This is a genomic window from Chengkuizengella sediminis, from assembly GCF_010078385.1.
In the GTDB taxonomy this organism is placed as follows: domain Bacteria; phylum Bacillota; class Bacilli; order Paenibacillales; family KCTC-33759; genus Chengkuizengella; species Chengkuizengella sediminis.
In genome coordinates, this window is record NZ_SIJC01000007.1 from 149650 (window position 1) to 162169 (window position 12520).

The 12520-nt window shown below is 32.4% G+C and carries 13 protein-coding genes; 10 read left to right on the forward strand and 3 right to left on the reverse strand.

Going from position 1 to position 12520, the window contains the following annotated elements; all coding sequences use genetic code 11:
- Positions 1-149: 149 nt before the first annotated feature.
- From EPK97_RS15005 to EPK97_RS15015, 3 genes are all read left to right on the forward strand, one after another.
- Entirely contained in the window at positions 150-1502 is a 1353-nt protein-coding gene (locus tag EPK97_RS15005; RefSeq protein WP_162037443.1) for an alpha/beta hydrolase, read from the forward strand.
- A 76-nt stretch (positions 1503-1578) separates the two neighbouring features.
- On the forward strand, positions 1579-2166 hold the full coding sequence (locus EPK97_RS15010) for a hypothetical protein (protein WP_162037444.1): 588 nt from the start codon (positions 1579-1581) through the stop codon (positions 2164-2166).
- 231 nt (positions 2167-2397) lie between these two features.
- Entirely contained in the window at positions 2398-3246 is an 849-nt protein-coding gene (locus EPK97_RS15015) for a hypothetical protein (RefSeq protein ID WP_162037445.1), read from the forward strand.
- A gap of 366 nt (positions 3247-3612) precedes the next feature.
- Here EPK97_RS15015 and EPK97_RS15020 read toward each other — a convergent pair whose 3' ends face one another.
- Both EPK97_RS15020 and EPK97_RS15025 read right to left on the reverse strand, forming a co-directional pair.
- Positions 3613-4530, reverse strand: coding sequence for an aldo/keto reductase (locus tag EPK97_RS15020; protein WP_162037446.1), 918 nt, complete (start codon positions 4528-4530; stop codon positions 3613-3615).
- A 94-nt stretch (positions 4531-4624) separates the two neighbouring features.
- Positions 4625-5383, reverse strand: coding sequence for an MBL fold metallo-hydrolase (locus tag EPK97_RS15025; protein ID WP_162037447.1), 759 nt, complete (start codon positions 5381-5383; stop codon positions 4625-4627).
- A 120-nt stretch (positions 5384-5503) separates the two neighbouring features.
- Between EPK97_RS15025 and EPK97_RS15030 the strand changes: the two genes are divergently transcribed.
- The 6 genes from EPK97_RS15030 (at position 5504) to EPK97_RS15055 (ending at position 11650) form a co-directional block, all read left to right on the forward strand.
- Positions 5504-5920 carry an Lrp/AsnC family transcriptional regulator gene (locus tag EPK97_RS15030; protein ID WP_162037448.1) on the forward strand — a complete coding sequence of 139 codons (417 nt, stop codon included), beginning with the start codon at positions 5504-5506 and terminating at the stop codon, positions 5918-5920.
- Positions 5921-6097: 177 nt separating this feature from the next.
- Complete coding sequence (locus EPK97_RS15035) at positions 6098-7219, forward strand: stalk domain-containing protein (RefSeq protein ID WP_162037449.1); 1122 nt, start codon at positions 6098-6100, stop codon at positions 7217-7219.
- A gap of 80 nt (positions 7220-7299) precedes the next feature.
- Positions 7300-8538, forward strand: a complete 1239-nt coding sequence (locus EPK97_RS15040) for a hypothetical protein (protein ID WP_162037450.1) — start codon at positions 7300-7302, stop codon at positions 8536-8538.
- A 78-nt stretch (positions 8539-8616) separates the two neighbouring features.
- A complete protein-coding gene (locus tag EPK97_RS15045; RefSeq protein WP_162037451.1) occupies positions 8617-9306 on the forward strand; it encodes a response regulator transcription factor in 690 nt (229 codons plus the stop codon).
- On the forward strand, positions 9303-10694 hold the full coding sequence (locus tag EPK97_RS15050) for a sensor histidine kinase (RefSeq protein ID WP_162037452.1): 1392 nt from the start codon (positions 9303-9305) through the stop codon (positions 10692-10694). Before EPK97_RS15045 ends, EPK97_RS15050 begins: the two co-directional genes overlap by 4 nt.
- A gap of 287 nt (positions 10695-10981) precedes the next feature.
- Positions 10982-11650 (forward strand): tetratricopeptide repeat protein, encoded by a 669-nt coding sequence (locus EPK97_RS15055; RefSeq protein WP_162037453.1) that lies wholly within the window; start codon positions 10982-10984, stop codon positions 11648-11650.
- An 82-nt stretch (positions 11651-11732) separates the two neighbouring features.
- On the opposite strand, the gene EPK97_RS15060 is transcribed toward EPK97_RS15055, so the two are convergent.
- A complete protein-coding gene (locus EPK97_RS15060; RefSeq protein ID WP_162037454.1) occupies positions 11733-11954 on the reverse strand; it encodes a DUF1128 domain-containing protein in 222 nt (73 codons plus the stop codon).
- Between the two features lie 152 nt (positions 11955-12106).
- Between EPK97_RS15060 and EPK97_RS15065 the strand changes: the two genes are divergently transcribed.
- A complete protein-coding gene (locus EPK97_RS15065) occupies positions 12107-12310 on the forward strand; it encodes a hypothetical protein (protein ID WP_240903834.1) in 204 nt (67 codons plus the stop codon).
- Positions 12311-12520: the final 210 nt, after the last annotated feature.

Consider the following 12520-nt stretch of genomic DNA (forward strand, 5'->3'; position numbering starts at 1 on the left):
AAAATGATTGTGAATAATTTTTAATTTTGGAGGTGGCAACATAGCTTTAACCATAAATATGAGGCTATGAATCTATGAGAATATTTGAAGCGATATTATTTTTACTAGTTTTAATAATGATCATATCTTTGTTTAATAGGAAACTGAGAATGGCTAAATTAATAAAGGTGTTACCGTGGTTATCTTTATTATTATTGATTATTCACGCTTTTATTGAGGGAATGCGTTGGCAATTGAACACATTGTATATATTAGTTATTTTACATATATTTCTAAGTTCTAAGCTTTTTAATCAATGGATAATAGAACATTTGCGTCTAAAAAAGGCAATCTCTGTTTTGATGATATTGTTTTTTGTAATATCGTTACTATTTACTTACGCATTTCCAGTGTATAAAATGCCAGTACCAGATGGGAAATATGAAGTTGGAACCGTTTCATTTGATCTTATAGATAAAAATAGACAAGAGATATATAGTGAGAATGATTCTTCAAATAGAAAAATTAAAATACAGATGTGGTATCCTGCACAAGATGTTCAGGGGTATAATCTAGTACCTTGGTTAGAAAAAGATGCACCTTCGGTTGCAGAAGGGGTAGCCAAAATGATGGGATTCCCTGATTTCGTTTTAAGTCACACTGCTTTAGTTATGTCTAATTCATATGAAAATCCACCAATATTCGAAGGCGAAGGGGTATGGCCAGTTGTTATTATATCTCACGGGTGGACGGGATTTAGAAATGTTCATGCAGATGTAGCCGAGTTGTTAGCTAGTCATGGTTATTTGGCTATCTCTATCGATCATACTTATGGATCAGCAGTGACTGCATTTAATGACGGAGAAATAACTTATGTCAATGAGGATGCACTACCGGAAAGAGAAATCACTCCTAACTATTTGGAGTATGCAAATACGTTAGTAAATACATTTGCAGGGGATATAAACTTAACATTAAATCAGTTAGAGGAATTCAATGAGGGTAAGGTAGATGAGAAATTTAAAGGGAAATTAGATCTATCAAATATTGGATTAATAGGTCATTCTACAGGTGGAGGAGCTTCAGTAGCCACTGCTTTGGATGATGATCGAGTCAAAGCTTTACTAGGTATGGATGCTTGGGTAGAACCTATTCAAAAAAATAAGTTGAAAGCAGGGTTGCAAATCCCTTCATTATTTTTAAGAAGTCATGAATGGGAAGAGGGATTAAATAACGAAAATTTATTCTTTTTGTTAGATGAAAACAGACGACCTACAGAATTGTTTCAAATTAATAATACGGGACATCAGGATTTTTCAATGATTTATATGTATTCTCCACTCAGCAAGTACTTTCATATTACAGGTGAACTGGATGGAAGAGAGGGTGCCAAGATACAACATGAATTTATTTTGAACTTTTTTGATTTACACCTCAAAAATTCAGCTAAAAAGTCCATTGATGACGTTGCTAACGAATATGATGTAGTGAATAAAATCTATAGTAAAACAACGAATGAATAGTTTGTCTACGTGACTAGTACATTTATTATTTAATTAAAGGAAGGCTAATGAAATAACAATCAGGAGGTATATTTCAATGAATCGTGAAAGTGAGATGGATAATGAAAAATTAGTGAAATTGCGCAAACATCAATTTATTTTAAATAATCTTACTATGCTAATCATTTTGATATTTTTTTTAGGTTTAACGATGTTGGATATTACTACAAAACAATTTTATTTTGGAGCGGCTACACTATTTATTGTTCAATTCATCTTCTATTTAAAATATGGTATAACTGATTTGTTGCTGCATACTAAAAAAATGAGAGAATTGCATGAATACGAGAAAAAGAAGTTAGGTAAAGAGGAGAGGAAACAACGATTTTTAGTGATAGGATCACAATTTTCTTTAATAGTTTGCTTTGTTATTCTGGGTACAATCGCTCCTTATGAAGAGAAATTCTTTAGAATATTAACTTTTTCATCTTTACCTCAGCTTGGTATTTCTTATTTCTTTTTTTTCATGATGATTCTCATGAATGTAATTACATTTTTTCGAAACCGAGCGTTTGATCGCAGTAAAAATCTTGAAGGATTTACGATGAAGATGTTTTTAATCAGTCTATTATTTGCTTTCTTTATTTCTAGTATTTTCTTAAGTTCCATCTTTTTCTTTATTTAATATTGAATAACATAAATTATTTATAAAAAATTAGCGAAATTGAGAAGACATCAATTTGTTTTATTAAATATATTTTTTGTTTAAAGAATTCTCGACCTAAGTCTAGGTAACAACATAGTCTAAGGTCTATTTAGCGTGTAATAAAAATGGTTTAAAGTAACATTTAGGAAAATAAAACATATCTCAATTAAGAGGTACTGTCTAATTAAGTTACTTAATGAGGTGAGGAAAATGAATGATCAAATTAGATCGTTTAGAAATGAAAAAATATTGTTATCTACAGGGATGGCTGGTTTTATTACGGGTTTGTTTTGTTTCATTTATATTGTTTATCAGGGTGGTTCAATTGTCCCTCCAGAAGGTGACATCTTTAAAGCAATTTCTTTTAATTTTGCGATTGGCTTATTTGCATTCACAACCGCTTTCCTTATGCCTTTTGTTAACTTTTCAAAGGGAAAGGGTAATATCTTTCGATTTTCAGTTTTGATCACATTTCTAATTGCAATATTTATTGAGACATTTCAGAATATGAGAGGTATTGATCCAAGATTTACATCTAGCACTGAGCCTTTGGATCAAATAGTGGGGTCTATGTTTGGGTTGGATGCAATGTTGATTATATTGACATATTTATTTTTTACATGGCAAGTATTTCGTCCTAGTACTCTACGGTTTTCACCAAACTTGGGTTTAGGTATTCGTTATGGCATGTTATCAACCTTAGTTTCTTTTGCAGCAGGAATCTGGATCTCAACATTATCCAGTCGATATACTGGGATAGATGGCAATATTATTTGGCTTCATGGATTAGGTTTTCATGGTGTTCAGCTTATTCCCTTCATGGTGTGGTTACTTGGAAAAAGCAGGATTCATGATCAGAAGAGTTTGATCCATGTGACAGGTATACTATGGTTGATTATAATTCTATCCATTGGAGTTCAAACCTATGTTAGTCAGTCTATTTTTGAGTTGTCCCCTATTATGATTACTGCATATATTTCGACTATATTGTGTTTCATTTTGATCAGTTATGTGTTATATCATGTTCTACAGGTGAAAAAGGATGTTGACTTCAAGTAGGTGGTTTGAGTTGAATTCATCATCCCATTTATTTTCCGTACAGTTTCAAATGTGGGAAAATAGCGGGATTTAATGGTCTTATATCTTGTTTTTCAAACCTTCTGAACAAAATAGCGGGAACCAGTGGTCTTATTTGATGGATATTTATCAAATTAATGCAAAATAAAGCGAAAATCAACTAAATAAGGTCATTAATTACCGTTAATTTTTAATTTTGGTTAAATTCTAACTAATAAGACCACCAAATACCGTTATTTTTAATTGCTTCCTCAGCTTGGCTGTAAACAAACTTCTAAACCTCTTTATTTTTGATTTTAAAGTTCATTGTTTTTAATATTGGATTTTTCAATGTAGATATCAGCTGTGTTACCAAGGAACAGGATCAGCTTTAAGTTCTTTTTCCCAGAATGTTTGTAGTTGTTGTTTCATTTCACTGCTCATTTTTTGATTACTAGCGGTTAGATTATCAAATAACTGTTGTTCATTTTTTACACCAGGTATCACTGTAGATACTGCATCATAAGAAAGAATAAATCTTAAAGCAGCCTGTACCATGTTTTGGTCTACGTCAGTGACATAATCAATTTGATTTAACAGCTCAAATCTACGATTAATGACCTCTTCAGACCATCTGCTTCGAATTCCCTTAAACTGACTGTTTGCATTGTACTTTCCGGATAACCAGCCTGAATCAAGTGGAACTTTGGCAATAATACCAACACCCTTTTCTTTTGCCATTGGAAATGCTGCGGCCGTCTCTTGATGAAAAATATTAAACAATACCTCTAATACTTGGCTGTTAGTATTATGTATAATCTCTAACATTTCTCTGCTAGAATCAACAGAAGCTCCATAAGCTCTTATTTTCCCTTCTATTTTTAATTTTTCCAGTTCTAAATAGATAGGACTCTCTCCATTTAAAAATTCAAAAGGTGGATTATGTAATAAGATCGTATCGATATAATCAGATTGTAACCTTTTTAAACTTGTTTCTAGTGAAGTTTTTAATTGGGTCGGGCTGAAATCTTTACCAACCTTCGTATTTACCACAACTTGATCTCTTTTACCTGAAAAAGCCTTTCCTAATAATTCCTCACTCTTTCCTCCACCGTAATTTGGAGCTGTATCAAAAAAATTGCATCCTTGATCTAGAGCAGAATGAACTAAATAAATGGCTTCTTTCTCAGACATGTTTCCCCAGTCTTTTGCATTTCCTAATTGCCATGCACCAAAACCAACTTCTGAAACCTTAATACCTGTACTGCCTAATATCCTAGTTTCCATATCATAAATACCTTCCTTCTATGTTATATGAAGAATTTTAACACAGATATTGAGGTTCCGCCTTCATCATCTCACCACAGTAATTAGTTCTCTATTAAAAAGAAATTATTTCTCCATCATCGGGTACTAATATATTGTTGGAAAGTCCCTTTCCTTCAATGAAACGTTTTAACTCTTTTCTTGTTAGTAAAGCGTGGTTAATAGCCTCCATATGGGAAACAATAATAGTTGATTGCTGAGCCTCCATGTAAGTTTGATGTATATCTTCTTTTGTCATAATAATAGGATCGCCTTGAAGAAATTGTGCACCACCTCCATTCACAATAATCACATCTGGATTATAAGTGTTAATGGCATCTTGAACATCACTACACCAAATTGTATCTCCTGCAATATAAAGAGTCTTTTCATCGATATGTTTAAAAACTACTCCCGAGACTTCCCCCATTATTTCCCCTATTTGACCTATCCCGTGTTTTCCATCTGTTTTAGACAAGCTTATTTCTCCAAATATGGAGATATTAGTTAAAGAATCTACGTTTTGAAATCCTTCTTTTTTTATTGTTTCAGCTTCTATTTCAGATTGCGCAAAAATTATAATATCTTTAGGTAAAATCTCAATAGCTGCGGAATCAAAATGATCTGGGTGTAAGTGAGTTACAATTACAGCATCCACTTTGATTATTTCTTCAACTGGAACTGGTAAACCTACTGTTGGATTACGTTTGTCTTGATTCGGAGTGTTTGGATATGGTGGATAAGTGCCCTTTTTTGCTAAAAATGGATCAATTAAAAATTTCTTACCAGCATAGTTTAAAACCATCGTTGCATTTCTTATTTGTCTAATATTCATTCTATCTTCCCCTTTTCAATGACTTTCCATTATATGATAATATTTAGATAAGGAAGGTGTACATATATAAAATCAAGGATATTTGATTAAATACTTGATTTATGAAAGAGGTTGTTATTTATGATAGATAATACGGATGAAAAAATCCTTGAAGAGTTATTAAAGAATGGTCGTATTACAATGAAGGAGTTAGGAGAAAAAGTTCATTTAACGGGTCAGGCTACAGCTTCTAGAGTGGTTAAATTAGAGGAAGAAGGTGTAATAGAGGGGTATACGATTAATCTAAATCAAGGAAAATCAGGATATTCTATCCATTCATTTATAAATATTTTTACAAAAAATCCTTCTCATAAAGCCTTTTTATCATTTGCTGAAGAAAAACAAAAGTATATCTTGAATCATTTCAAAATTACTGGAGAAAGCTGTTATCTTTTAGAGTGTAGGTTTCCATCAAATGATGAACTGGATCAATTTTTAACCGAATTAAACATACATGCTAATTATAAATTGGCTATTGTGATAAATAAGAAAAACTAAATAAGTACTGTTCGATAAGTGGGAAACCAAGAAATTGGTTTCCTATTTTTCTTTTAAAACAAACTGTAACTCTTTTGTAACCCACAGTACTGGTATGTAATATATGATTTAAATATAAGAAAAAAACTTAATCTATCTTCGAAATCAAATAACTCATAAACACAGGGAGAGGTTCAAATGAAAAAAAATGCAATGATGATCACATTAGCAGGAACTTTATTAGTTGGAGGTACGTTCCAAACTAGTTTAGCAAATTCTAATTCATTACAAGAATCAGAAATCACATCAGAAATAAACTTTATTCAGAACTTAGAACAAGCAGTAACGATAAAAGATCATGATTTATCTTTTGAAAAAGAGGAGATAGCAGTTAATGCCGTTCTACCAGAAATTCAAGGTTTAAAAGACGTGCACTTTCAAGGTGAAATCAATGAGAAAATTAAAATGATGTTTGAAGAGAAAATAGAAGAATTAGAAAAGGATGCAATAGAGCATGCACAAGAAGCCAAAGAAAGTGGGTGGAATTTTCATAAATATTCATTAGATATGAGTTATGATATGAAAATTGCTGGAGATTTAGTTTCTATTGTGATTGGAACAAGTACTTATACAGGGGGGGCAAATGCAACTACTATTGTAGATTCGGTAAATATAGTAAATCAATCCGAAGCGAAAGAAGTAAGTATTACAGAATTAATGGAAAAAGATAAAATCAATGAATTGATTCTAGCAGAAATTAATAAAAATCCAGATCAATATTTCACACCAGGTGATCTTGGTTTCCAAACAGTTAAGGAGGATCAAGCCTATTACATTGATAGAGAAGAAGTAGTTTTAATTTTTGATGAGTATGAAATTGCTCCTGGAGTTGCGGGTACACCGTATATTTTCATCCCATTTGTTAATGAAAGAATGGATCATAAGTATAGTAAAGATGTATCTCCATCTGAAGAGATATTTGTAGTCACTAACGGAGAAGTACAAAGCTTTACTCAAGAACCTATCATTAAGAACAATACAACGATGGTTCCTCTTAGAGGAATATTTGAAGTGTTGGGTGCAGGTGTGGAGTGGGATCAAACAACAAAAACAGTGAAAGCCAACAAAAATGACACTGAAATCTTATTAACGATCGGTGATAATGTGGCCAATGTGAATGGCAAATCTATCATTTTACAACATCCTTCTATAGTTCTAAATGGCTCAACAATGGTTCCTCTTCGATTTGTTAGCGAAGCACTTGGTGCCAGCGTGGATTGGAATCAAGAAACAAAAATAGTGACAATTAAGACAAATTAATATTTATAGTATAGTTAGAATGAAGCAATGAAATAATAAGAAAATCATATAGGCCAACTTTGGAGATTGAGTGATGTAAATTGTTAAAAATATTTAAAAATACCAGCATGATATATATAGTTTTGATTATACTTTCTGGATGTAATGTGCTTGAGTCACCTACTTCTCTTATAAAACCACCTAAGTTAGGGCAGGATCAAGCAGCCTTAATGAATGCCGTACAAGCAGTTTTGCCTGCAGGAGTGAAACTGCTTAGTCCAGTTGAAAAAGGTGATGCATCTCCTTTTTCGCTCATAGATTTAGATCGGGATCATAAGGATGAAGCCGTTATTTTTTATTATGATGCTGTAAAAAATACAGGGATAAAAGGTTTGATTTTTATAGAGAAAAATGGGATTTGGCATTTGGATCAAACCTTTTCAGGTTTAGGTATCGAGCTATTTGATTTACAGTTTGCTGATGTTACAGGAGATGAGAAGTTAGAGATTATAGCAGGTTATGCAAATGGTGTCTTAGAAAAAGGTTTGAATATTTATGAATGGCAGCAAGGGAGTATTAAGACATTATTTGATACTGCCTATTCTCAATTTGCTGTGGATGATTTAAATCAGGATGGATTAAAGGAAATAACAATCTTGTTAGTTAATCGAGGGGTTTCAGCAGTCGTAACTACGTATCTCTATAGTCAAAATGAATTTATAGCTCTTGATCCAATGTTATTAGATGAATTCGGGAGTTATGAAAATGTCATCTCAGGTTTTGTGACAAATGAAAGACGAGGGCTGGTATTGGATATTCAAGTAGGGGCTCATGCTGCTTATACTGAAGTTTTATTATTAGAAAATAATCAACTTCAAAAAGCTTCTGAGGAAATGGAGAATTTAACTTGGAAAGACTATCCCGTACATAGTGAAGATGTAGATTTGGATGGGATCATTGAAATTGGTAAATTAATTCGTCCTGTTGGATTTGAAAATGAATCCTATGCATCTACCCCATATATTACGGGGTACTATCAGTGGAGTGATAACGATGAGTTGAAATTAAAAGTACAAAGATTTTATGAGTATCAAAAAGGATTTTATTTTGAATTTCCTAAGGAATGGAATAACTTATTAACGATCGAGAGATCTGATGATGAACAGGAAATATCCTTTGTAACCATAAACGGAGGGGAATTAATTTTTGATGTGATCTCTGTGCCTGTGGAGGAGTGGAAATCAAATGAGAATACATTTGAATTAGGTCGGACAAATGAATATGTATTTGCCATGAGTGTAGATAACTCAGAGTTATACACCTATTTTCACCTTCTATAATTTTAAAAATAAACATTAAAATTACACTTCACTATTGTGGGATTAAGTAAGTGATAATTGAAAAGGTGAGAGGGTTATATGAGAACGGTACTAGTATTGGAAGATGAAATGAGTATACGCAGTTTTATCACGCTAAATTTAGAGAGAAATGGTTATAAAGTGATCGAAGCGGAAACAGGAGAACAAGCATTAGAACTATTTTTAGAACACAAAATAGATATTGCATTATTGGATGTCATGTTGCCTGGAATGGATGGGTTTGAAGTCTGTCAAAAAATGAGAGAAATGAATGAGCGAATTGGAATTATCATGTTAACCGCTAGGGTACAAGAGGTGGATAGAGTTCATGGATTGATGTCTGGAGCGGATGATTATATTAACAAACCCTTTGTACCCTCAGAGTTAATGGCAAGAATCTACTCCTTAATAAGAAGGATGAATGTCTCTTCGGATGAACAATATAATAATAATAAAGAGTTAATCACTTTATTTCCTAATGAGAAAAGAATCAAAAGAGGAGAACGAATGATTGATTTGACCCCAACAGAGTTTATGATATTAAAGCTTTTGAGAGAACAGAATGGGCAAGCTGTAAGTAGAAATGATTTATTAGATGAAGTTTGGGGACTTGATTATCCAGGGGATCCTAAAATAGTGGATGTGAATATGAGAAGGCTTCGTCAAAAAATAGAAGACAATCCCTCAGAACCAAAATGGATTCAAACGGTATGGGGTTATGGATATAAATGGACAGGTGATACGCCATGAATGGCATAAAAAGAAAAATCGTCATGAATTTTATGTTTATCATATTATTGACGATTTTACTGCTGTTAGGTGTGTTTTTTTCTGTGGTTTATAATTATTATTATAATGGCGTTTCGAATGCACTAATGAATCATGCACATACAACAGCTTCGTTTGCAAACCGATATATGACTCTTTCTCTTAGTAATATCGAACAAAACTTATCACAAATTAAAGAGAATTTTGCGCACGATCAAGCAGAATTGCAAATTTTAAATACAGACGGTAATATCCTAATAACAACTAGTGGATTCAACATTAATGAAACTGTGGATACGGATGATATAAGGAAGGCATTACAAGGGGAGAATGGGATTTGGAGAGGAGTTAACAAAAGTACAAACGAAAAAATCATGTCTGTCTCTACTCCGATTTTAGTGGATGGAAAAATAACCATAGTTGCAAGATATATGACTTCACTTGAACAAATCGATCAAAAAATAAAAAATACAATGATTTTTAGTATAGGTATTGGTCTTATCGTAATGCTGATCGTTTTAATAATAAGTTATAAATTAGCCTCCAATATATCTACCCCCATTAAAAACATCACTGAAGCTTCACGTAAAATTGCTAGAGGAAGATATGATATCAAGTTAAACGAAAATGATCGGGATGAGATCGGTATTCTTTCTAAAAACTTTAATGAGATGGCAGTTGAAATTAAAAAAACAGAACAGTTAAAAAATGAATTTATATCTTCGATGTCTCACGAATTGAGAACACCACTTACAGGCATTAAAGGTTGGAGTGATACACTTCTAACAGGCGATCAAGATAACAAGGAAGAGACAGAGCGAGGATTAAAGATTATCAATAAAGAAGCGGATCGTTTAATGGGATTAGTAGAAGAATTATTAGATTTCTCTAGATTAGAAGCCTATAACTTGAATTTATCCATTTCAAAATTTTCAATAACTCAATTGCTTGATGAAGTTATTTTGCAAATGAGTATAAAAGCCGAGCGAAAAGGAATTCTAATCAATTTTAATCATAAGGAATATATTGAAATTAATGCTGATAAAAACCGCTTAAAACAGGTGTTTATTAATTTACTTGATAATGCCATAAAGTTTTCCAATATTGACGATTCAATTGAAATTACAGTAGAAGATAATAACTATAATGAAATTAAAGTATGTGTCAAGGACCATGGAATTGGGATTGAGGAGGACAAACTAGAACAGATTACAGAAAAGTTTTATCAAGTAAATGCGAATAAAGAAGGAACAGGAATAGGACTAGCTGTAGTAAAACAACTTGTCCAGCTCCATAAGGGACAGCTTTCTATAATAAGCGAGTGGAATAGGGGGACGGAGGTTGCTGTCATATTACCAAAAGAGGTTTAAGAGGCAGACAATTTTCTCATCATCTCACTTCCACGAATGCTGCCTTCAATATATTTTACAAAGGAAAATTGACAAACTCCTCCAGAAGGAATAAAGCGGCTAAGTAAAATAATACTGCTCCACCAAAGTGAAGGAAAATAAGACAAAGTGGCTTAGTACTATTCATCTAATTTTTAGTGCAATTCATTACCTTTGTTTGCTGCAGGAAATTTCGCTGGTATAATACAATAATAATGAGTTGTTCTCATACATTAAATTATAATCCAGAACATGGTGGGTGTTTTTTTATGACGAAATTTATTGGTTTTATTTTATTGTGGCAAATCCTTGGAAATCCATTTATAGCTTTACTCGTGATTTTTATCATTTTATATTTTTTAGACAGACGTTTTTTGGGGTTCTTTCCTAGCCTAACAAAACCTTTTAAACGTATGAGAAAAATATCAAATTTAAGACAGCAGATTAGACTGAACCCTAATGATGTCTCTTCTAGATATGAATTAGCTAGTCTACTGATGGAAAAGAAAAAGTATACTGAAGCAAATCAGATTCTTATTGAGATCCTCCCTCGCATGGATCAAGATTCAAATGTGTTGTGCGATCTTGGTTTGACACATCTTAAGATGGGCAACATTCCAGAAGGAGAAAAATATATATTAGAAGGACTAGAAATAAATCCTAGAACGGGGTATGGACAGCCGTATCTAGAGTTAGCTAAAGTTTTTATTCAAAGTGATCGTGATAAAACTTTTCAATATTTACAGGAATTTCGCGGCATTCACTCTTCTTCCTGTGAATCCTATTATTTATTAGGAAAACTTTATGAACAAAGTGGAAGAAAGGAAGAAGCTAAGGAGGCTTTTAAAGAAGTTACAGAAATTTATAAATCATTACCTAAATATATGAAACGTCATGAAAGAAAATGGGCGATTCGCAGCAGACTTAAATCTAAGTAAAAATGAAATTACAAACCCCAAAAAGAGATCACACAAAAGTGTGTGTTTTCTTTTTGGGGTTTCCATTGCAAAAGCTAAATCTTTATTTGCGTAAATCTCCCAATTCCTTCACGATCGCTTCCATTTCTGAAATACTGTAATTATTTTTACTCGTTACTAAATCATAAATATCTTTAATGTCTTCGTATCGTTCTAAACTAAAATGCTCAGGTTTCATAGCGGCAGCTGTTGCCATTTTTAATTTTTGTATGATTTCTTCTACCATAAAACGGATATTTTCATTTGTTTTTTGTGTTAAATCCATTAGGTACATCCTCCCTTTTAATATTTCAGGTTCAGTGTTGAAAAATCACAACTAATTGTATCACGAATAACAAAGAAGTGGTATGATAGAGACATACCATTCAACAAAATGGTCTTTGGGAGATGATGAAATTTTAAAGGAGATGTTTTGAATTGAATTCCCCAAATCAAATGTGGTTATCTATCGAAAAAGAGTATAGAAAAATGATTGTTAACAATGTTTGGTGTTCAAATTGTAGCGATGCAGTTAGCATTGCACAATATGTGATACAAGAGCATTCAACTGGTATAGTATTACAAGGTAAATGTAAAAACTGTGGACAAGAAGTTGTAAGAGTAGTAGATTTTGAAAACTAACTTATCAGGATTATCTTTTTAATTTCCCTCATTCAAATGATCATTTAGTAATAAATTCATTTAATTAATATCATTATTTAAAGAACAATATAAATTCTATCAAGTCCTATGCTGGTACCCTGTCCCACGTTTGTGGGCTTTTTTATATTCCCCACCCAGAGGAATTTATTTTGCATTGAATAAATACACATTATATTATCTCCTATACCA

What these genes read in the sequence shown, in the direction of transcription:
- EPK97_RS15005 (WP_162037443.1), top strand. Translation starts at nt 150, where the DNA reads ATGGCTAAATTAATAAAGGTGTTACCGTGGTTATCTTTATTATTATTG.
- EPK97_RS15010 (WP_162037444.1), top strand. Translation starts at nt 1,579, where the DNA reads ATGAATCGTGAAAGTGAGATGGATAATGAAAAATTAGTGAAATTGCGC.
- EPK97_RS15015 (WP_162037445.1), top strand. Translation starts at nt 2,398, where the DNA reads ATGAATGATCAAATTAGATCGTTTAGAAATGAAAAAATATTGTTATCT.
- EPK97_RS15020 (WP_162037446.1), bottom strand. Translation starts at nt 4,530, where the DNA reads ATGGAAACTAGGATATTAGGCAGTACAGGTATTAAGGTTTCAGAAGTT.
- EPK97_RS15025 (WP_162037447.1), bottom strand. Translation starts at nt 5,383, where the DNA reads ATGAATATTAGACAAATAAGAAATGCAACGATGGTTTTAAACTATGCT.
- EPK97_RS15030 (WP_162037448.1), top strand. Translation starts at nt 5,504, where the DNA reads ATGATAGATAATACGGATGAAAAAATCCTTGAAGAGTTATTAAAGAAT.
- EPK97_RS15035 (WP_162037449.1), top strand. Translation starts at nt 6,098, where the DNA reads ATGAAAAAAAATGCAATGATGATCACATTAGCAGGAACTTTATTAGTT.
- EPK97_RS15045 (WP_162037451.1), top strand. Translation starts at nt 8,617, where the DNA reads ATGAGAACGGTACTAGTATTGGAAGATGAAATGAGTATACGCAGTTTT.
- EPK97_RS15050 (WP_162037452.1), top strand. Translation starts at nt 9,303, where the DNA reads ATGAATGGCATAAAAAGAAAAATCGTCATGAATTTTATGTTTATCATA.
- EPK97_RS15055 (WP_162037453.1), top strand. Translation starts at nt 10,982, where the DNA reads ATGACGAAATTTATTGGTTTTATTTTATTGTGGCAAATCCTTGGAAAT.
- EPK97_RS15060 (WP_162037454.1), bottom strand. Translation starts at nt 11,954, where the DNA reads ATGGATTTAACACAAAAAACAAATGAAAATATCCGTTTTATGGTAGAA.